The 21,581-nt window shown below is 70.1% G+C and carries 15 protein-coding genes; 11 read left to right on the top strand and 4 right to left on the bottom strand.

Annotation, left to right across the window (positions count from 1 at the left end; all coding sequences use genetic code 11):
• Position 1 precedes the first annotated feature (1 nt).
• Both OG718_RS46040 and OG718_RS46035 read right to left on the bottom strand, forming a co-directional pair.
• A complete protein-coding gene (locus tag OG718_RS46040; RefSeq protein WP_143633390.1) occupies positions 2-859 on the bottom strand; it encodes a class II fructose-bisphosphate aldolase in 858 nt (285 codons plus the stop codon).
• Between the two features lie 11 nt (positions 860-870).
• Positions 871-1,755, bottom strand: coding sequence for an SIS domain-containing protein (locus tag OG718_RS46035; protein WP_328846957.1), 885 nt, complete (start codon positions 1,753-1,755; stop codon positions 871-873).
• Positions 1,756-1,922: 167 nt separating this feature from the next.
• On the opposite strand from OG718_RS46035, the gene OG718_RS46030 reads away from it, so the two are divergent.
• From OG718_RS46030 to OG718_RS46000, 7 genes are all read left to right on the top strand, one after another.
• Entirely contained in the window at positions 1,923-2,702 is a 780-nt protein-coding gene (locus tag OG718_RS46030) for a DeoR/GlpR family DNA-binding transcription regulator (RefSeq protein ID WP_328846956.1), read from the top strand.
• Between the two features lie 261 nt (positions 2,703-2,963).
• Entirely contained in the window at positions 2,964-4,505 is a 1,542-nt protein-coding gene (locus tag OG718_RS46025) for a VMAP-C domain-containing protein (RefSeq protein ID WP_328846955.1), read from the top strand.
• Complete coding sequence (locus OG718_RS46020; protein WP_143633384.1) at positions 4,502-5,623, top strand: AAA family ATPase; 1,122 nt, start codon at positions 4,502-4,504, stop codon at positions 5,621-5,623. The genes OG718_RS46025 and OG718_RS46020 overlap by 4 nt, the downstream gene beginning before the upstream one ends.
• Entirely contained in the window at positions 5,624-10,093 is a 4,470-nt protein-coding gene (gene fxsT / locus OG718_RS46015) for an FxSxx-COOH system tetratricopeptide repeat protein (RefSeq protein ID WP_143633382.1), read from the top strand.
• 114 nt (positions 10,094-10,207) lie between these two features.
• On the top strand, positions 10,208-11,377 hold the full coding sequence (locus tag OG718_RS46010; RefSeq protein WP_328846954.1) for a hypothetical protein: 1,170 nt from the start codon (positions 10,208-10,210) through the stop codon (positions 11,375-11,377).
• Entirely contained in the window at positions 11,374-12,528 is a 1,155-nt protein-coding gene (locus OG718_RS46005) for an effector-associated domain 2-containing protein (protein WP_328846953.1), read from the top strand. The genes OG718_RS46010 and OG718_RS46005 overlap by 4 nt, the downstream gene beginning before the upstream one ends.
• Positions 12,529-12,909: 381 nt before the next feature.
• Positions 12,910-14,631, top strand: a complete 1,722-nt coding sequence (locus OG718_RS46000) for an HEXXH motif domain-containing protein (RefSeq protein WP_328846952.1) — start codon at positions 12,910-12,912, stop codon at positions 14,629-14,631.
• Positions 14,632-14,705: 74 nt separating this feature from the next.
• Here OG718_RS46000 and OG718_RS45995 read toward each other — a convergent pair whose 3' ends face one another.
• Together OG718_RS45995 and OG718_RS45990 are read right to left on the bottom strand one after the other, a co-directional pair.
• Positions 14,706-15,455 (bottom strand): response regulator, encoded by a 750-nt coding sequence (locus OG718_RS45995; RefSeq protein ID WP_443055270.1) that lies wholly within the window; start codon positions 15,453-15,455, stop codon positions 14,706-14,708.
• Positions 15,452-17,113 (bottom strand): sensor histidine kinase, encoded by a 1,662-nt coding sequence (locus OG718_RS45990; protein ID WP_143634128.1) that lies wholly within the window; start codon positions 17,111-17,113, stop codon positions 15,452-15,454. Before OG718_RS45990 ends, OG718_RS45995 begins: the two co-directional genes overlap by 4 nt.
• 286 nt (positions 17,114-17,399) lie before the next feature.
• Here OG718_RS45990 and OG718_RS45985 point away from each other — a divergent pair, with 286 nt between their 5' ends.
• The 4 genes from OG718_RS45985 (at position 17,400) to OG718_RS45970 (ending at position 21,558) form a co-directional block, all read left to right on the top strand.
• Entirely contained in the window at positions 17,400-18,386 is a 987-nt protein-coding gene (locus OG718_RS45985; protein ID WP_186001057.1) for a Bug family tripartite tricarboxylate transporter substrate binding protein, read from the top strand.
• On the top strand, positions 18,383-18,922 hold the full coding sequence (locus OG718_RS45980) for a tripartite tricarboxylate transporter TctB family protein (protein ID WP_143633372.1): 540 nt from the start codon (positions 18,383-18,385) through the stop codon (positions 18,920-18,922). Before OG718_RS45985 ends, OG718_RS45980 begins: the two co-directional genes overlap by 4 nt.
• Position 18,923: 1 nt before the next feature.
• The gene (locus OG718_RS45975) at positions 18,924-20,417 is read left to right on the top strand and encodes a tripartite tricarboxylate transporter permease (protein ID WP_143633371.1); all 1,494 of its coding nucleotides are present in this window, start codon (positions 18,924-18,926) and stop codon (positions 20,415-20,417) included.
• Positions 20,418-20,946: 529 nt separating this feature from the next.
• Positions 20,947-21,558: a polysaccharide lyase family 7 protein gene (locus OG718_RS45970; RefSeq protein ID WP_328846951.1), complete on the top strand. Its 612-nt coding sequence runs from the start codon at positions 20,947-20,949 to the stop codon at positions 21,556-21,558.
• Positions 21,559-21,581: the final 23 nt, after the last annotated feature.

The following is a 21,581-nucleotide window of genomic DNA, read 5'->3' as shown; positions in this document are numbered from 1 at the left end:
GTCAGCCGGTGGCGCCGAGGACTCGGATGATCCGTGTCACCGTCTCCGCCATCGCCGCCCGTCCCACGGTCAGGTACTTGCGCGAGTCGACCGCTTCGGGATGGGCGGTGAGGTAGTCCCTGATCGCGCCGGTCATCGCGATGTTCAGAGCGGTGCCGACGTTCACCTTCGTGATGCCGCCCGCGACGGCCGCTCTCAGCTCGGCGTCCGGCACACCGGACGAGCCGTGCAGCACGAGCGGCACGTCGAGGGCCGCGGCGAGACGCTTGAGGAGGTCGTGGTCGAGGGCGGCCGTGCGGGTGGTCATGGCGTGTGTGCTGCCGACGGCCACGGCCAGGGCGTCCACGCCGGAGTCGGCGACGAAGGCACGCGCCTCGGCCGGATCGGTACGGGCGCCCGCCGCATGGGCGTCCAGCGGCGGCTGCCCCGTCTTGCCGCCGACCTCACCCAACTCGGCCTCGATCCACAGCCCTTGGGCGTGGGCCCAGTCGGCGGCGGCCCGGGTTGCCGCGAGGTTCTCGGCGTACGGAAGGCGGGCCGCGTCGTACATGACGGAGCCGAAACCGGCGCCGGCCGCCTGTCGCAGCAGCTCGTCGCTCTGGACGTGGTCGAGGTGCAACCCGACGGGCACGGAGGCGTGTTCGGCGGCGGCGCTCGCGGCGTGGGCCAGCGGGAGCAGCCGTCCGCCGCGGAACTTCACCGCGTTCTCGCTGACTTGGAGGATGACGGGCGCCTCCGCGACCTCGGCGCCGGCGACGACGGCCTCGACGTGTTCCAGCGTGATGACGTTGAACGCGGCGACGGCGGTGCGGGACGCGGCCGCCCGGGCGACCAGCTCTCCGGCTGCTGCGAGAGGCATGGAATCCCCCTTCAGTGTGTGGTGAGGACGACCGAGCGGGTGAGGTGGCGGGGCTGGTCGGGATCGAGGCCGCGGGCCGCGGCGACGGCCACGGCGAGGCGCTGGGCGCGGACGAGTTCGGCGAGCGGGTCGAGACCGCCCTCGACCCACAACGCGCCCGTGTCCCGGACCTGTTGGGCCAGCCCCTCGGGTGCCTCGCCGAGCATCCAGGTCGCGGTTCCCTCGGTGGTCACGCTGATCGGCCCGTGCCGGTACTCCATCGCCGGATAGGCCTCGGTCCACGCGAGTGAGGCCTCGCGCATCTTGAGCCCGGCCTCGTTCGCGAGCCCCACGCTCCAGCCTCGGCCCAGGAACGTGAACTGCGTGCAGTCGACGAGCCCTTCGGGCAGTGGCTCCGCCAGCGCGGTACGGGCGTCGGCGACGACGGCGTCGGTGTGCAGCCCGAGGTGGGCCCGCAGCAGGGTGAGCGCGGTGGTCGCGAACCGCGTCTGCACCACGGACTTCTCATCGGCGTAGTCGAGCACGACGATGTCGTCCGCCGCCTCCATCACGGGAGTTCGCGGATCCGCGGTGACCGCGACCGTGCGCGTACGCCCCTTCAGCCGGCCGAGCAGGTCGAGCACCTCGGTGGTGGTGCCGGAGCGGGTCAGGGCGACCACACGGTCGTACGAGCGGCCGTGCGGGAACTCGGAGGCGGCGAAGGCGTCGGTCTCGCCCTGGCCCGCCTGCTCACGCAGCACCGCGACGGCCTGCGCCATGAACCACGACGTGCCGCATCCGACGACGGCCACCCGCTCCCCCGCGGCGGGCAGCGCGTCCCCGTGGGCCGCGGCTTCCCCCGCGGCCCGTACCCAGCACTCGGGCTGGCTCTTCAGCTCGTTCTCGACATGGCTCACGCCCGCGACCTCCCCGCTGGAATGATTGTTCTTGCAAGATATAGCGAAGTTTCGAGCACAATCAAGCATTCCTGGGTGAACGGTGTGCGTTAGGGTCGCCGAAAGATCAGATCCATGGGCGGATCCAGGGACGGGTCGATGGCCGGATCGACGGACGGAGGGTGCGGATGTCGCGCGACGCCCGCTGGCAGGCGCTGCTGGAGCTGCTCGTGGAGCGGGGCCGGCTGGATGTCGAGGAGGCGGCGGCCGAGCTGGCGGTGTCGGCGGCCACGATCCGGCGCGACTTCGACCAGCTAGCCGAGCAGCAGATGCTCGTACGGACCCGGGGCGGCGCGGTCGTGCACGGCGTCTCGTACGAGCTGCCGCTGCGCTACAAGACGGCCCGCCACGCCTCCGAGAAGCAGCGCATCGCGAAGGCCGTGGCGAACCTCGTCGCGCCCGGCGAGGCGGTCGGCCTGACCGGTGGCACGACCACCACGGAGGTGGCCCGCGCACTGGCCGTCCGCAGTGATCTCGCGTCCGGCTCGCCCGCCCTGACGATCGTCACGAACGCCCTCAACATCGCCAACGAGCTGGCGGTGCGGCCCCAGTTCAAGATCGTGCTGACCGGCGGCGTCGCCCGCCCGCAGTCGTACGAGCTCGTCGGCCCTCTCGCCGACGGCGTACTCGGCCAGATCACCCTGGACGTGGCCGTCCTCGGCGTGGTCGCCCTCGACGTGGCCCATGGCGCCGCTGCGACGGACGAGGCGGAGGCCGCGATCAACCGCTTGCTCTGCGAGCGCGCCGAGCGTGTGATCGTCGCTGCCGACTCCAGCAAGCTCGGGCAGCGGGCCTTCGCCCTGATCTGCTCCGCGGAGTCGGTGGACACGCTGGTCACGGACGTGGCGGTGAGTGAGGACATGGTGCGGCGGTTCGAGGAGGCGGGGGTCACGGTCGTCGCCGTCTGAGGCGTCGGCGGACTGCTCACGCGTACACGTCCCAAGGACCGTTCGCCGGTACACGGGGTCCCTCGGCGCGCAGTCGGTCGAGTCCCAACACCGAAGACCTGAGCCGCACACCAACCGACACTTCCGAACTCTTCTTACCCCTGTGCGGCAAAGGGAGTCACGGCATCCCTTGTCCCTGGTTAACCGTCAGTTGCCATGCTAATTTCACTGCTTGGTCAGGCAGGCGTACCGACTCATGGGGGAAAGTCGGTGGAGACGGGCGTGGCTTTCGACGAGTCCGGCGGTAGTTCCTGGCATGGGCCAGGAGTTGAGCTGTTGTTGCGACTGACCGAGGTGCTCTGCGAACTGGGCTGCATGCAAGACGCTTCCGGACGAGGGCAGTTCGCCGTACTGCTCGGAGACCAGCTGCACCAGCACATCGACCTGCGCGGCGTCAGGCTCCGCGAGGACGTGGTGACACTGGTGCGTGCCGCGTTGAGCGCACCGGGCGGGGAACGCGTACTCGTGTGGGTGGTCGATGTCTGCGAAGGGACCGAGGCGGCTGCCGAGTTGAAAGCGGTGGTCGACTCCGCCACCGCGCCATCCGCCTCGATGCCGCCGCCCGGCCCGCTGTCCGGCTACGACGAGAGCACCGCGCACGCCCTTCTGAATGCTGTCAGAGAGAACGTGCCGACGACCCGATTACGGGACGCACTCGTCGAGGAGTTGCACGGTATGGACCTCCCCATCGGGCGGACCATCGAACAACTCTTCACCTATACGGTCGAGTTGAATGCCCAACCGGACGGACTGCCGCCCGCCGTACTACTGATCGACCATGCCGCCCGGCTCGTCGGGGCTGCCGACCATCGCAAGGCACTCTCGGACTGGGTCGAGGCATGGGCACGGCACGCGGACCTGCTGGAGCCCCTGGAGCGACGCCGGGCCCGGCGCGCCGCCACCGAGTACGATCCCGAGATTCCGCGCTGTCTGGTCGTGGCCGTCGAACCGGCCCGCGACGGTTCCGACGAGATCGTCGTACGCCCTTGGCTCAACACCGCGCCTGGACGCTGGCAACCGCAGCCCGGTGAGCCCGTCACGACGACTCTCGGCCGTCTCGGCCCCGCCGTCGAAGGTGTGCTTCGCCAGGGGGCCCGGCTGTGGGCGGTTCGCCCCGAACCAAAGCAGGAGGACCGGGAACAGCCACCGCCGTACATCGAGTTCGTCCTTCCGTATGACCTCCTCAACCACGATGTGGCCAGGCTGAGGCTCACTACCGGAGGCGGGAACGCGCTTCCGCTCGGCCTGAGGTACGGGGTGCACCTACGCAGTCTGGATCGCATGCGTACCGATGACGTACTCGTCATGGACCAGTGGCGGGAGCGCTGGCGCACCATGCAGCAACACGGGATCTCGGTGCGGAGCTGGGGCGAGCCGGATGGCCTGCGGGTCGACGACTGGCAGGTGTCGCTCGCCGAGGAACACGACCGGACGGCCGTGGTGCTGGACGCCCCCGCCGAGCCGCTCGCACTCGAGGCACTGAAGGCAGCCATCGCCGAGGGCATAGGTCTGGCGGTCTGGGATCGCAGGGGCGTTTTCCTCGATGAGCGGCGGGAAGTAGTGACCGCCGTGTTCGCGTCAGTGCCGACGCCCGCGCAGGTTCCGATGGCCGTCCACCGCCTTCGCCGAAAGGCCGAAGCCAATCCTCAAGGTCCGCTGCTTCTGGGAAGGCACATTGCCTTCTTCTGGGACGACCCCACACGACTCGTCGACATCCAGACCACCGATCCCGGCGATCTCGCCAGCGAGGAGGCTCCGGCATGACCGCACACGAGCAGACGGGCGCGAACGGCTGGCGGGTGTTCGAGGCCAGTGGACTCCCGCCCCGGGACCAGCCGCCGGCGCTGCCCACGGCGCCGCCCTGGCGCCGGTTCCGCGGAACCCCGGTGCAGCCTCCGCCGCCGGGCGGGGAGGAGGCCGCGCTGCGCCGTCTGGGACTCGGCGACACGATCCCCCAACTGGGTCCCGACGAGATCGACATCGTCAACGCCGCGCTGGTGCTGCGGCGTCCGCTGCTGGTCACCGGGCCCCCGGGCATCGGCAAATCCACACTCGCGTACCTCGTCTCGCGCGAGATGGGCCTGGGCCGGGTTCTGGAATGGAGTGTCGTCAGTCGCACGGTGCTGCGGGACGGCCTCTACGTCCACGACGCGATGGGACGCGCACAGGCCATCGCCGCATGGCAGGCCGGGCTGAACATGGCCGCGGATCAGAAGGCGGCCGCGGCAGCCGAAACGGACGGCGAGGGCGGCGGTGCCGTTCGGTCCGGCGAGGCCGGTGCGGAGCCGCCGGCCGACAGCCGCAAACCGCCCTCTCTGGGCGACTTCATCACCTTGGGGCCGCTGGGCACGGCGCTCCTGCCCTACGAGCGCCCACGTGTCCTCCTCATCGACGAGCTGGACAAGAGCGACATCGATCTGCCCAACGATCTGCTGCACGTCCTCGAGAACGGCAGCTTTGAAATCCCGGAGCTGGAACGCGCCGCGGCTCGCAGCGCACGCGTGCACACCGCCGACCCCGGAGGGCATGCCCTGGTGCAGCACGGCCGGGTCGAGTGCCTCGAGTTCCCGGTGGTGCTGATCACGAGCAACGGCGAGCGGGAATTTCCGCCGGCCTTCCGCAGGCGCTGCCTTCCGCTGGAGATGCGCACCCCCACCCGGGAGCAGCTTCTGGCCATCGTGGAACGCCACTTGACGACCCGCCCGGAGGGCACGGAAGCCCTGGTCGACCTGTTCGTACAACGTGTGCAGGGCGGCGGAACACACGCACTCGATCAGTTGCTGAACGCTGTCCAGTTGACTACTGCGGGTGGTTTCCAGGCCGACGGAGAGGGGCGTAAGCTCGTTGAACTGCTGCTCCGCGATCTCGCGAAGGGCCGCTGAATGACCGGCTTTCCCAGGGAGCGTGCATCCGGCCCCGGCGACACCGACCCCACCTCGGAGGTGTCGTCGCTCTTGGCGTTCCCTGAGACCGAGTCCGCGCCCCATTGGCAGCAGCTCGGCGACGCCGTCTGGCTGGCGGCCCTCTGGGCTCGCCACGGCCGCACCGCCGGCTCGCCGTCGAGCCCTCTGCACGACGGCATCACGGCCGCGCAGCGGCCCGACCACCGTCCGGCGGCCTTGGACGCCGAGGAACGGAACCGCCCTCGCGACGAAGGCCGACCGGCGGACACGCCGTCCGACGGCATGTCACGCAGTGGCTCACCGGAACCGGCCGCGGATCCGGGTTCACGGCCGGGTGCCCGGGACGCCTCCGGGCACGACGCACTGTCCGGGCGACCGTTCACGGGGGCTCCGGGGCCACCTTCCAAGCTGTCGCTCGTCCCCGCCCCCGAAGGGCCCGACGCCATACACCTGGAGCGCCCTCTGCTGCCCGTCTCCGGCTCCGGACCGACGAAACCGAGCCGTGGCAGTCGCACCGCCCAGCTCGCCCGGTCCCTGCACGGGCTCGCGCGTCGCGTGCCTTCCCGGCGTGCGACGGAGCTGGACGAGCGGACCACGGCGGAGCGAGGCGTCGTGGACCAGCTCTGGCTGCCCTTCCACCAGCCCGTCCGCAGTTGCGCCTTCGACCTGGTGTTGCTCGTCGACGACGCCCCCACCATGCAGATCTGGCAGGACACCGTGGCCGGCCTCGCCGAGGCCGCCGAGCAGAGCGGCGCCTTTCGGGTCGTCCGCACCGTCCGGGTCAAGGTGCCTCTCACCGGTGATCCGACGCTGCGCTGGCCGACGGGACGGTCCGTCACGGGCTTGGGTGAAGTACTGGACGGCAGCGGCGGCCGGCTCTTCCTGGTCGTCACCGACGGCCTGGCACACGGATGGGCCTCATCGACCGCCGACAGCCTGCTCGGGCGCCTCGCGGCCGCCGGCCCCACGGCCCTGGTGCACCTCTTGACACCCCATCTGCGCCATCGCTCCTCCCTCTATCCGTACCCGGCGGTCCTGGAGTCCGGCGGCTTCGGCGCGCCCAACGCCAGGCTCAGGCATCTCGCGCCGTCCGCCGGGCCCGACCCGATGCGCCCGCTGCCCGAGGCCGGCGACGGATCCGTGCCCGTTCCGGTGTTGTCGCTCAAGGCAGGCTCCATCGAAGCCTGGGCCTGCCTCGTGACCGGTGAGCGTGGGATGCGCCGGGAGTTGCCCGTGGTCCTGGCCGGCAGTCTTTCCAAAGGAACACCGGCGCCTGGACTGCGTGCCCCTCGCATGCCTGCCGCAGCCGACCGGGCGGTGGGTGCGTTCCTCGAACTCGCCACGCCGATGGCTCGCCAGCTCGCAGCCCAACTGGCAGTTGTTCCCTTTGAGTTCGACCTGGTCGAGCAGTTACGGAACCGGACGATGCCGCACACCGGTCCCGGCCATCTGGCCGAGATCATGATGGGCGGCCTGATCGACTGGAGCGGCGACCGGCCGGAGTTCGCCGAAGGCGTCCGTGAGGCGCTTCTGGCAACCACGACCCGCACTCAGCTCGCCCGCACCGTGAGCGTCCTGGGCGATCTTCCAGCTGCGGGGGAGCGCGGTGTGGCCCTTCGCGCCGCGTTGCGCGATCCGGCGGGGACCACGCTCCCCGACCCGGTCGACACGGGATGGCGACGGAGCGAACTGGCTGTGCTCAGGGCCTTGGCAGGCCCGTACTCCGAACGCGCCAAACGTATTGATCCGCTGAGCAGGAGCAGGCCGAGAAATGCGCCCGGTACGGCAAAAGACCCATCCGGCAGGGGGTGGGTCGACAGCGGTCAGGGAAGTGATCACGCGCCGATAGTCCCTGATCCGACTGGAGAGCCCGTGCCGATGCAGGTAACCGACGTGCCCCGCCCTGAAGCCTCGGAGGCTGAGTCCCTCATGCAGAGCACCACGACCGGATCACCTGCCGTTCTGGTGAACGTTCCCCTGCGGAACACATCGTTCGTGGGCCGCACCGAGCTGCTGCGAGCTGTGGAGCACCAGCTGGGAGCCCAGGACACCGCGGCTGTACTGCCACATGCCCTGCATGGCATGGGAGGTGTGGGAAAGTCACAACTGGCGCTCGAATACGTCTACCGGCATCAGCAGGACTACAAGGTGATCTGCTGGGTCCCCGCCGAACGGGAACCTCTCATCCTGGCGGCGCTGGCAGGGCTGGCGGCCAGGCTGCGCCTCACCCCGTCGGGAGCCGAGGGCAGTGCCCCCGCCGCGAACACGGCCGTGCCCGCGGTCCTGGAGGCACTGGGCGCCGGAGGTCAGTACGACGACTGGCTACTGGTGTTCGACAACGCCGAGAACGTGGACGTGGTGCGGAGGTATTTCCCCGCCAACGGCCCGGGGAAGATCATCGTCACCTCCCGCAACCGTGAGTGGGAGCGGGTGGCGACACCACTGCCGGTGAACGTCTTCGAGCGTGCCGAGTCGATCCAGTTGCTCCAGAAGCGCTCTCCGGAACTGTCCGAGGACGACGCCGACCGGCTCGCCGACGCGCTGGGCGATCTCCCGCTCGCCGTGGAGCAGGCCGGTGCCTGGCGTGCCGTCACCGGAATGCTCGTGGCCGACTATCTCGACCTGCTGAACGAGCGCCGACCGGAGATCCTCCAGCTCGACCCGTCCCCCGACTACCCCGTCTCCGTCGCCGCGGCCTGGGACATCTCATTGGCACAGATCGCGGAGAACAGCCCGGGTGCACGCCAGCTCCTCGACATCTGCGCCAGCATGGCGCCCGAGCCGGTTCCTCTGTCCATGCTGCGCGGCCGCCGTGCCATCGACATCACTCCCGAGGTCAACCCCCTGCTGAGCGACTCGGTCAAGCTGGGCAAGGCCATCCGGGAGCTGAACCGCTTCTCCCTAGTGAAGCTGGACCTGCGGTTCGACACCCTGCAGATGCACCGGCTGCTGCAGAACGTGCTCCTCGCCAAGCTGAACAGCGAGGAGCGCGAGCGCATGCGTGAGGCCGCTCATCAGCTCCTGTCGGCAGCCAAACCGGGCCACTACGCCTCGTCCGTGGAGTGGCCCGCCTACCAGACGCTTCTCCCCCACATCCTCTCGTCCCGCGCGGTGACCAGCACGGACACGTTCGTGCGTGAGCTGGTCTACGACACAGTGCTGTTCCTGTACCACTGGGGCGACCACGAGACAGCTGTCGACACCGCGCGGCAAACGCACACGACCTGGCTCGCGGCGTCCGGCGAGGAAAACATCCACGTCATGCGGATCTCCAAGATCCTGGCCTTCCTGCTGCGTGTCGTCGGTCAGATTCCCGAGTCCCTCCCTCTCAACGAAGGGGCTCTGGACGTCTCGCGCCGCACGGGTGTCGAGCCGGAGGACCTCATCGACTCCATGTCCCAACTGGCAGGTGCACTGCGCTACCAGGGCCAGTTCAGGAAGGCGGAGGAGTTGGACCGGGAGGCCACCGAGCAGGGCCGGATCCGGATCGGTCCGGAGGACTTCACCACACTTCAGGCAGCGCACAACTGGGGTGTGTCCCTTCGGCTGTGCGGCGAGTTCGGCAAGGCTCTGAGCCTGGACCGGGAGACCGCCCAGCAGCGCGAACTGCTCCTGGGACCGAACAGCAGCCTGACCTTGGGCACGCTCAGTGCCGTCGGGCTCGACATGCGTGAGGGGGGCGACTACCCGGGAGCCCGTGACTTCCTGGAGGACATCTACCGCAGGGTGCGCGAGTCCCTGGGCGAGGACAACTTCAACACGTTGGGCAGCGCCCGGAACCTGGCGGTGTGCAGGCGTCTGGACGGAGCCGTCGCCGAAGCGGCCAAGCTGTCGGAGGAGACGTTCCGCCGGCTGATGACCGGATACGGCCCCAACCACGGCGAGACACTTCTGGCCGCCGCCGAGGTCACCATCGACCGCCGTCTCATGGGCGACCTCGAAGGCTCACGCGAACTGGGCCAGGACACCATGCGGCGCTACGCGAACAGCCTCGGCGACGATCATCCCAACACCTTGATGACCAAGGCCAACCTGGCCACCACCCTCCGTGCCCTGGGCCACCTGGAGGAGGCGCGGAACCTGGAGGACGACGCGGCCATCCAGCTCACGGAGTCCCTCGGCCCGGACCACATGACAACCCTGACCGTAGCTCTGGGCCGGGCCAGCACGGCGTACACAGGTCTGGACTTCGAACTGGCCAGGGAGATCGACGAGGCCGCTCTGCCGTCGTTGGCACAGGTCGCCGGTGGGAATCACCCGCTGACCCTGGCGTGCACGACCAACCTTGCCCTGGACCTGCGAGGGCTCGGCCGTAGGTCCGAAGCGGACGAGTTGGAGGCCAAGGCGGTGGAAGGCTTCAACCTCGTGGTGCGCGCCGATCACCCCTGGCTGTTGGCCGCCCGTCAACGACGCCGTATCGAATGCGACATGGCGCCTCTGCCGTTGTAAGGCGTTCGTCCACGGGGGCCGCGGCGCGCGGTCCCCGCACCTTGCCCTATTGGATGGTCGAGGATGCCACGTCAGTGGCACAGAGACCTGGAGCGGGACCCACGGGGGGAGCGCATGCCGTCGGTCGTCTTCATTCACGGAACAGGGGTACGCGAGCCGGGTTTCTCCGCACTGACGAGTCGGTTCGCCGCGGGGCTGACGGGCGTGGTGGGCGAGGTGCGCGTGGTGCCCTACTACTGGGGAGGTCCGTACGGCGCCACGCTCGCCGCGGGCGGTGCAAGTCTGCCGCCCGAGGCGGGCAGGTCCCGCGGTGTCTCCGAGGCGGATCCGGACGACGACACCGCAGCCTGGGCCGCCCTGTACGCAGACCCGGACGCCGAGTTGGTCCTCGCCGCCTCCGGCGTGAAGCCGGCCGTGGAGCGGCCGCCCGGTTTCGTCCCGCCTGAGCAGAAGATCCAGTTGCTGCTGTCCTCGCTGACGGCCGAAGGGAATCTTCCCGTCACGGAGTTGGGCGAGCTGGGCCCCGGCCTGGCCCGCGCCACAGCGGACTTGGCCGCCCATCCCCTCCTGGGACCCGCCGCGGCCGCCCTCCAGCCGGACGAACTCGCGATCCTCACGGCCCGGTCGCTGGTCGCCCGCGTCATCGCCGCCGCCCTCGACGACGATGTCCCGTTCGTTCCGGTCGGCGACACCCGCGACATCGTCGTGGACCGGCTCGCACAGGCACTCGGCGCACCGCCCCAGGGCGCCGAACGCGGCCTGCGGACCATGCTGTTACGGTCGGCCGGCTCCGCCGCCTCCCGGGCCGTCGTGCGCCGGCGTCGTGCACTGACCCAGGCCTCCCATCCTGCGGCCGGTGACGTTCTGCGCTACCTCGCACGAGGCGAGCGGGCACGCGCCGGCCTGCGCACCCTGGTGGCCGGACTGGAAGCCCCGGTCACTCTCGTCGGCCACAGCCTCGGCGGGATCATCGCCCTGGACACGCTCGTCACCACTCCGATGCCCCAGGTCCGCCTGCTGGTGACCGCAGGTTCCCAAGGGACCTTCCTGTACGAGTCGGGATCACTGCCTTCCCTCGTCCACCCCGAACCTCTGCCGTCCCACGTGCCCGAGTGGCTGAACCTCTACGACCCCCGCGACCTGCTCGGCTTCATCGGCGCCGGACTCTTCCCCGGAAGAGTCACCGATGTCGCCGTCGACAGCCGCCAGCCGTTCCCCGCCGCGCACAGTGCCTACTGGACCAACCCCGCCGTGTACCGGCACATCGCGGACCGTCTGCCGTGACCGGACCACCGTGGCCGACACGGGGCGTGGACCCGGCCCGGGTCCACGCGCTGATCGTGGGCATCGAGACATACGCCGCCGGGCCCGACTGGGACCTGCCCGGGCCCGCCCGGGACGCCCTCGCCTTCCGTCGGCTGCTGCTCGCCGCCGGAGTGCCCGATGCCAACCTACGACTCCACTTGGCTCCGTTGGCCCCCTTCTCCCCCGACACCCCCTATGCCCCCGCCGACCACGCCACCCTGCGCAGCATCCTCGTGAACGAGGTTCCATCGACGCACGGCGACATCCTGTGGGTGTGGTGGGGCGGCCACGGAATCCTCGACCGGGCCGGTCACCTACGGCTGTTCTGCGCGGATGCCACCACCGCCGACAAACTGGGCGTCGACCTGGAATCCGCGCTGGCGCGCTACAGCAGCGACGCCGTACCCGGGTTCTCCGAGCAGCTGTGGATCGTGGACGCGTGCGAAACCTTCGAGGAGACACTGGCCTTCCGGGAACAACTACCAGCCAATTCCCTTCCCGTGGGACACCGCAATCTGGCACACCGGCAGACGGTGCTGCGCTCGGCGGGCCGCGGCCGAGCCGCTGCCAACGACCCCGCGCGGGCCACCGGTCTCTTTTCGGAGATCCTTCTCGACCTGTTGATGAACCGTCAGTCCCAGCTGCCCGCGTTCCCCGACCCGGAGGAGTTGTTTTCCGCCGTTCGGACACGCATTGCGGACCTCCGAGCAGCGGGCCGCACCCTGCAGCACCCGGAGATCCGGTTGCAGAGCCCGGCGAGGACCGAGATCCTGCCATCGGCGGAGGAGGGCACTGGTCGTCGCCACGACCTGCACGGATCCCCGCTCGCTCCACTGAAACGCGTCGTGGACGTACTCATGTCCTATTCACTGATGGCCGATCCGGCCGAACGGCAGGTCGTGGTCGGGGCGTTGAGCCCACGGGTCACCGGAACTCTGCCCCGTCACTCCAAGGCCCGCACCGATATCACCGGCATCGTGACCGCGCTCGCCCGCCGCCACCCCGGGGCGCTGTGGGAACTGTTCGACGCCATGGTGATCCTCGACGACGACCGGGAACGCGAGCGGGAACTCGCCGACGCCTTGCGAGATTTACTGACATCGAGCGAAAAGCCGCACGATCCACGCTGATCACATGGCGTGATCGCACGGGTTTCCGATACCGACAGGGTCCGTCATGATGGTCGGAGCATGAGGCATCGCGTGCCGCCGTCGGAGAAGGGGGACGCATCTTGGACCAGCCGCCCGCTCTGTTCGATGCCGATACCGCCGAAGACAGGCAGGCGCCTGCAGCAGGCGTCCTCGTCTGGGAGTCGGATCTTGCGGACCTCGCCACGGTGTCGTGCGCCGCCGTGGACCAGCTTGCTCCGCTCCCGTCGACGGCCCGCATACTCCAAGAAGTCCTGCGTTCCCGCAGCGGCATCAGGAGTGGGGGAACCAACCCGAGGGCCGAATAGCCGAGTTGAGCCGTGGCACCGCATGCCCGCACTCACCACCGGAGGAACCCCGGGAATGACCAGCGAGCAGATCCACTCTCCGCTCCGCATGCCCGACCACCTCTTCGCGGAACTCGCCACCGGCGGCGGCTCGCCCGCGGCCCTCACCTTTCTCGAACACGGCGAACGTGCCCGTCGGCTGTTGCTCCTGCGCACCGCGCTCTCTCACATCAGTGCGGTGGCGTCCCCGCTCAGCCCGTCCATGGAAGCCTGGCACGCCCTCAAAACGGCGGCCGAACAGGCGCCCGAGCACGTGGAGCGGCTGCTGCTCGCCCCTCAGACCGGCGGCTGGCTCGCCCACCTGTTGCGCCGTGTGCACGACACCGCGCCGGGGCCACCGCTGTGGGCCGAAGCCGGCCACCTGCACGTACTGGCGGTCACAGCCGCACTGCACACGGAGCTGGAGGTCGACCTTCCGGTTCCTCTGGTGGACGGTGCGCTGAACCTTCCGGGCCTCGGTCTGGCCCGGCTGCCCGGGGTGCGGCAGGGTCTGTCCGTCGGACGTGCCAGGACGAAGGCGGGCGAACTCGAACTCACGACACCAGAAGGCGATGCCTCCTGTGTCTGCCGGCCGCGGACAACGGCCGCGCGGGGCTCAACGGCACCGATGGACGCCATCGGCGCGCCCGGACCGGGTGCGGGGCAATGGATCCCACTGCGCGTTCTGGCCCACACCGGTCCTTCGGGCACCACTGCGATCCCCCTCGACGATCTCGGCCCCTACCGTGACCTAGACGAGCCGATCGCCCCCGACCGGCTCGACCCGGACGAGGCCGCGGCCTGGCAGAAGTTGCTCGAGGAGGCCTCAGGCCTCCTCACAGCCCGGCGCGACCCCGGCCCCGGCCGTCTGGATCCGGCCCGGATCCGGGCCATCGTGCCGTGGGGCCGCACCAGCACCACGCCCCCGCCCCCGCCGGTCGTGGAGCTGTCGGCCTCCAGCGGCGACTCGTTCGGGTCCATGGTGATCACCCGGCCGGCCACGGGGCTCGCGCTCGCCGAGACTCTCGTCCACGAGTTCCAGCACAGCAAGCTCGCCGCCCTCATCCATCTCTTCCCGCTCCTCGACGACGACCGCGAGGAGCGGTACTACGCCCCTTGGCGCAACGACCCGCGCCACCTCACCGGCCTGCTGCACGGCGCGTACGCCTTCACCGGCGTCACCGGCTTCTGGCGGGACCGGATGTCCGAGCCGCAGCACGCACACGTAGCCGCGTACTACTTCGCACTCCGCCGTGTGCAGACACGTCTCGTCGTACGCACCCTGCTGACCAGCGAGCGGCTCACCGCGCCCGGGCGCCGACTTCTCGACGGCCTCGCCCACACCCTGGACGGCTGGCTGCGCGAGCCCGTGGATCCGACGGCCCTGGCCCGGGCCCGTACGGCCGCCGCGCTGCACCGCACCGAGTGGCGGCTGCGCAATGTCGTCCGGCCTCGGGAATCCGAGACCGGACGCGGCACTTCACCCCTCCGCTTCCGTGCCGACCAGACTCCCTGGTCCGACCTGCGCACTCATGCCTTCGCACACCACCCCGCCACCCGCCGAACCGCCGACGACCATCTGGCGGCCGGAGACGCGGCAACCGCCGTCGCCCGGTATGCCGACGCTCTCACTCGCGACCCCGGTGAGCCTCATCTGCTGGCCGGGTGGATCGTGGCCCGCGCCGCTCTCGAAAGCGGCCGTACCAACCGGCAGATGCTGGCCCGGCCCGAACTGGTGCCACCGCTCCCCGGCCGATGACCACAGGTGACCCGGCCCATCACCTCGCCCCACGCCGAGCGCGGGCCTCGCCGCCGGACCGGCATCCGTCCGGGCTACCCGTGAAACCGATACCGCCGCTCGGGCCGCCCCGCCGCCCCGTAGCGCAACGTCACGTCCGCGCTGCCGGTGGTGTGGAAGTGCTCCAGGTAGCGGCGGGCGCTGACGCGGGAGATGCCGGCCAGGGTGGCGCACTCGGCGGCGGAGAGGGTGCCCTCCGCGGCGCGGAGGGTGCGTTCGATCAGTTCGGCGGTCTCGACGCTCATGCCCTTGGGCAGGGTGCCGGCAGCCGAGGCCGGCACGGTCGCTCCGGCCAGGACCCGGTCCACGTCGGCCTGGCCGTGCACGACGGTGGCGAGCAGGCGGCCGCGCTGGACGGCGTAGCGCTCCAGCCGGGCCCGCAGGTCCTCGAACTCGAACGGTTTGAGGAGGTAGTCGACAACGCCGTGGCGGACGGCACCGCGGACCGTGTCGGCCTCCCGGGCGGCGCTGATGACCATGACGTCGCAGTCGTGGCCGGAGGTACGCAGCCGGGGGATGACGTCGAGGCCGAAGACGTCCGGCAGGTACAGGTCGAGCAGGACGAGGTCCGGATGCAGTTCGTCGACGGCGTGAGCGGCCTGCTCGCCGGTGTTGGCGACACCGACGACCCGGAACGGCTCGACGCGCTCGACGAAGGTGCGGTGGACGCGGGCCACCATGAAGTCGTCGTCGACCACGAGTACGTCGATCGTGTCGGTCGTGACGGACGTGCCCGGCCCGCGGGGCGTGTCCGGCGTGCCGGACGTGCCTTGCGTCCCCTTCATCGGGCCGCTCCTTCCGCCACCGCGTCGGCGAGGTGGCTGACGGTCATGCGTGCGGTGAACATGGCCCCCTCGGGGGTGTTGGTCACCGAGATCTCACCACCGTGACGCTCGCAGACCAGCCGGGTGAGCGCCAGGCCGATGCCGCGCTCGCCCTCCTTGGCCGCCTTGGTGGTGAAGCCGTGCAGGAAGACCTCCCGGGCGAGTTCCGGGGCGACGCCGGGGCCTGAGTCCCGGACCACGATCTCCACGCTGGAGGCGTCCTGCCGCAGTTCGACCTCGACCCAGGCCTCGTGGCCGTCCGCCCCACCCGCGACCCCGGCGACGGACGCGGCGTCCACGGCGTTGTCGACGAGGTTGCCGACCACGGTCGCCACGTCCGCTGCGTCCTCCGGGACGAGCCGGTCGAGCGCGGTGCTGTCGGAGATCCGCAGCCTCACCTTCCGTTCGGCGGCCAGGGAGGCCTTCGCCATGAGCAGGGCGGCGACGGCGGTGTCGCGGACACGGCGGCTGAGGGTGACGTCCAGCGACTGGCGTCGCTGGTTCAACGCGCGGATGTAGCGCACCACTTCGTCCTCCTCGCCGATCTCGATCAGCCCGGAGATCGTGTGCAGCTGGTTGGCGAACTCGTGGGCCTGCGCGCGCAGTAGCTCGGACGAGCTGCGGAAGGAGCCGATCTCCCGCTCCAGGCGGGCCAGTTCGGTGCGGTCGCGCAGGGTGGTGACCGAGCCGAGCGGGCGACCGTCCTTGGTCACGGTCATCCGGTTCATCACCAGCACCCGGCCGTGCCGGATCACGACCTCGTCGCGCTCGTCGGGCGCGCCCTTCCGGTCGCCCACCAGGACGTCCCGCAGCCGTCCCTCGATGCCGAGTTCGGCCAGGCTCTGGCCCACGCAGTCCTCGGGAAGGTCGAGCAGGCGCAGGCCCATGTCGTTGGCCAGGGTGAGCCGGTGCTGCGGATCCAGGGCGATCACGCCCTCGGCGATCCCGTACAGCATGGCCTCGCGGTGCTCGGCCAGTCCGGCGATCTCGCGGGGTTCCAGGCCGAGGGTCTGCCGTTTGACGCGCCTGGCCAGCAGCCAGGAGCCCACCAGGCCGAGTCCGCTGGCGATGCCCAGGTAGGCGAGCAGGTACGAGGAGGCGCCGCTGAGGCGCTGCCACACCGTCGGGTCGGCCTCGCCGATCATCACCGTGCCCAGGTACTGGCCGAGGTTCTGCTTCGTCGCACCGAGTACCGGCACCTGCGCCACGAGCTGGCGGCTGCCGTCCAGGGTCAGTGAGCCCGACCAGCCCCGGCCCTCGGCGGCGCCCTCGCCGAGCGCCAGTCGGTCGCCGATCGTCGTGGGGTTCGTGGAGCTGACGATCCGGCCGTCGGCGTCGGTCACCGTCACGGAGGTGACCCCGGACTGGGTCTGGGTGGAGTTCACCAGGGGGGCGAGGGCCTCCAGGGGCACGGGCCGTACGAGCTGGCTGCGGACCAGGGGGTTGGCGGCCAGCTGCTCGGCGAGCGCGGCGACACGGCGGCCCTCCACACGGTTGAAGGTCGCCTCCGACTGCGCGAGGGAGACCGCGGCGACGGCCAGCAGCACCACCACGACGATGGCGAGCTGGAGTACCAGCATCTCGCCCGCGAGGGTCTGACGGCGGAAGGTGGCGACCACGACGTACTCAATCTCTCGGGCCGACACGGCGTTGGGCGGCTCGTCCTGGGGTCGCACCATCATGGACCCCTCCCGTGGCCGGGAAAAGGGGTGAGCGGGGAGCCGGGACAGGCAAGGCGCCGTACGATCCGCGCACGCGACCGGCGCCGGTGGTCACAAAGACCACAACCTCCGTTGGTTCCGGAAGAGAGACAGGCGGCGGGTGTACGGGCAACATGTGGCCCACGTCACCCTCCCCACAGGGCTTCCCCCGACCTCATCGACGTACCGACAGGTGGTGGCATTCGTGCGCCTGCGCACCCTCCTCGCCCTGTTCGGGGCCGCCGTGCTCGTCCTCGTGGGCCCTCCGTTGCTCACGGCGGGCAGCGACTCCTCGACGGGCACGCAGATCCCGGGCCTGCGCTTCATGGTCCCCAACACGCCCGGCGGCGGCTACGACATCACGGCCCGTACGGCCGCGAAGAACGCCGAGGACGCCGAACTCACGCACAACATCGAGGTGTTCAACCTGCCCGGCGCCGGCGGCACCGTCGGACTGAGCCGGCTGGTGAGCGAGCACGGCAACGGCAAGCTCGCCATGTCGATGGGCCTCGGTGTCGTGGGCGCCGTCCGCTCCAACGACGCGCCCAAGACGCTCGCCGACACCACCCCGATCGCCCGGCTCACCGAGGAGCAGGACGTCGTCGTGGTCGGCAAGGACTCCCCGTACAAGACGATCGATCAGCTCGTCGAGGCCTGGAAGAAGAATCCGGGCAAGCTTCCGGTGGGCGGCGGTTCCTCGCCCGGCGGGCCCGACCATCTCGCGCCCATGCTGATGGCGAAGGCAGCCGGAATCGCCCCGAAGGACGTCAACTACGTGCCCTTCGACGGCGGTGGCGAGCTGCTCGCCTCGATCCTCGGCAACAAGGTCGCCTTCGGGGTGTCGGGTGTCGGGGAGTACCTCGACCAGATCAAGGCGGGCGAGCTTCGGATTCTCGCGGTCACCGGCCCGGAGCGGGTCGGCGAGCTCGCCGACGCGCCCACGCTGAAGGAGTCCGGCTACGACGTGGACTTCACCAACTGGCGGGGCATCGTCGCCCCGCCCGGCCTGTCCGACGCCGAGCGCGACAAGCTCGTACGCCTCGTCGAGGAGCTGCACGACTCCCCCGAGTGGCAGAAGTCGATGCAGCAGAACGGCTGGGACGACGCCTTCCTCACCGGCGAGAAGTTCGGTGACTTCCTCGACGCCCAGGACAAGCGCGTGGTTTCGGTACTGAAGGAGCTGGGACTGTGACGACGCCGACCACCGACATACCCGAGACACCCTCGAACGATCGGCGCTCGTGGCTGCGCGACCACTCCGAACTGGGCGTTTGCGTCCTGCTGTTGGCCCTCGGCGCGCTCGTCCTGGGCGACGCGCTCACCATGGACGTCGAGATCACCCAGCGCGGTCCCGTCGGGCCGAAGACCGTGCCGATCGTGGTCGGCATCGGGCTGCTCGTCATCGCCGCCCTGCTCGCCGTGGACGTACTGCGCGGCGGCCGTGGCGAGGCCGAGGGCGGAGAGGACATCGATCTGTCCGAACCGGCCGACTGGCGCACGGTGTTGCTGCTCGCCGGGGTGTTCCTGGGCGCGGCCGTCCTCATCGAGCCCGCCGGTTTCCCCGTCGCGGGTGCGCTCCTCTTCTGGGGAGCGGCCTTCGCGCTCGGCAGCCGCCGCTTCGACCGGGACCCGCTCATCGCGGCCGTGCTCTCCCTCGCCACGTACGTGATCTTCAACAACCTGCTCGGAGTACCGCTGCCCGGCGGCCCGCTGATGGGAGTGCTGTGACATGGACGCCCTCAACTCCCTGATGGACGGGTTCGGTACGGCGCTCACCCCGATCAACCTGCTGTGGGCCGCCATAGGCGTGCTGCTCGGCACGGCGATCGGTGTGCTGCCAGGTATCGGCCCCGCGATGGCGGTCGCCCTGCTGCTGCCGGTGACGTACGGCCTGAACCCGACCGGCGCGTTCATCATGTTCGCCGGCATCTACTACGGCGCGATGTTCGGCGGCTCGACCACCTCGATCCTGCTCAACACGCCGGGCGAGAGCGCGGCCGTGGTCGCGGCCATGGAGGGCAACCCGATGGCCAAGTCGGGGCGCGGCGCACAGGCGCTCGCGGCCGCCGCCATCGGCCATTTCGCGGGCGGCCTGATCGGCACGATCCTGCTGGTGATGCTCGCACCGACGGTCGCCGAACTGGCGGTGGACATCGGCGCGCCCGACTACTTCGCCATCATGGTGCTCGCGTTCATCGCGGTGACGTCCGTCCTGGGCTCGTCCCGTATCCGGGGCCTCGCGTCCCTGCTGATCGGACTGACGATCGGGCTCGTCGGCCTGGACCAGATGACCGGGCAGCAGCGGCTGACCTTCGGCTCGCTCCAACTCGCCGACGGCATCGACGTGGTGATCGTCGCGGTCGGCCTCTTCGCGATCGGCGAGGCCCTGTGGGTGGCCGCGCATCTGCGCCGCAGTACGGGCGAGCCGATACCGGTGGGCCTGCCGTGGCTGGGCAAGGCCGATGTGCGGCGAACGTGGAAGTCGTGGCTGCGCGGACCGTTCATCGGTTTCCCGTTCGGCGCGATCCCGGCGGGCGGCGCCGAGATCCCCACCTTCCTGTCGTACGTCACGGAGAAGCGCCTGTCGAAGCACAAGGACGAGTGGGGCAAGGGCGCGATCGAGGGTGTGGCGGGGCCGGAGTCGGCGGCATCCGCCTCGGCGGCAGGCACGCTCGTGTCCATGCTGACCCTGGGGCTGCCGACCACGGCGGTCGCGGCGGTCATGCTGGCCGCGTTCCAGCAGTACGGTATCCAGCCGGGCCCGCTCCTCTTCGAGCGCGAACCCGACCTGGTGTGGGGCCTGATCGCCTCCCTGTTCGTCGGCATGGTGCTGCTGCTCGCGCTCAACCTGCCGCTGGCGCCGGTGTGGGCGAAGCTGCTGCGCATCCCGCGTCCGTACCTGTACGCCGGGATCATGTTCTTCGCGGCGGTCGGCGCGTACGCGGTCGGCGGCGAGGTCATCGACCTGGTGATCCTCCTGATCATCGGCCTGATCGGCTTCGGTATGCGGCGCTACGGGCTGCCGGTGCTGCCCGCCGTCATCGGTGTCATCCTCGGCCCGAACGCAGAACAGCAGCTCCGGCGCGCCCTGCAGATCAGCGACGGCAGCGTCTCGGGACTGGTCAACACGCCCTTCTCGGTGACCGTGTACGCGGTGATCGTGCTGCTGCTGGCCTGGCCGCTCCTGAAGAAGCTCGTGATGCGCGGCCGCGCGGAGGCCTGACCGATCCGTCCACAGTGCCCGTCGGGGCGGGCCGAACCATCCGCCCCGACGGGCACTGTGGTGTTTCCTTTCCCGAGTCGATCTCCGGCTCGCCGGGAACTCCAGGGGCTCGTCGCGGGCGAGCAGCGCCCGCTGCTCCTGACCGCGAGCGGCTCCGCCCTCGACGCCGGAATCGCGCTGGGCCCGATCGCCGCCGCCCCCTTCGTGCTCAGCGCATCGGCGGGCCTCTTCACCACGGTCGCCGTGCAGTGCGCACTGCTGCCCCCGCCGTTGATCCACGCGTCGGGCCGCCCCCCGCCCTGGTCCCAAAACCGACCACTGAACCCTTCACATCGGATCTATCTTCGGCTCACCACCATCATTGACGCCTTATGCGGCCAGTTCTACTCTTCGTCAGGCAATAGATCCGATGAATCGCTCGAATCACTCGAACCGTTCCGAGGATTGGATTGGCATGCCCTCCTCAAACCCATCGAGACGTACCGTTCTCGCCGCCGGAGGCTTACTCGCCGGAGGTGCCGCCTGGGCGATGACCCCGTCGACGTCCTCCGCTGCCGCCTCCGCCGCGTCGCCCACGGACGGCTGGACCAGGACCCCGTTCACCTACGGCATGCAGAAGCCGTGGAACCTGGACCTGGGCGACCGGTACAGCAACAGCGGCGGCGTCCACCGCATGTGGGTGTACGACACCGACGAGCCCATGTCGCAGGGCAGTTCCACCGACCCGCGCACCGAGATGCGCTGGAGGCAGGAGTACACGTCCGGACAGCACATGTGGGACGCCGACGTGTACCTCCCGTCCGGCACGAACGGCGCGACCTTCGTACAGATCCTCCGTGTGATCCACCCGTCGGGCACACCCGCGACGGACTTCATGCTCAACGCCTACAGCGCGAGCGGCGGGACGGTGAGGGCGTACGACAGAACGGTCCTCAGGACGAACGCCTACAACACGTGGTTCAACGTCAAGCTCGAACACAACGCCTCCAGTGGCGGCGTCAAGGTCTACTTCGACGACGAGCTGGCCCTGACGACCGAGGACCGGGGACCCGCCACCCGCCACTTCAAGAACGGTGTCTACCACCACGGCAGCGGCCGGGCCGAGGCACGCTTCCGCAACGTCACGTACTGGACGCGGTGAACCGTGTCGCATCTTGGAGGCAC

Source organism: Streptomyces sp. NBC_00258 (assembly GCF_036182465.1).
Classification (GTDB): Bacteria; Actinomycetota; Actinomycetes; order Streptomycetales; family Streptomycetaceae; genus Streptomyces.
This window is presented reverse-complemented; position numbering and strand designations above follow the sequence as displayed.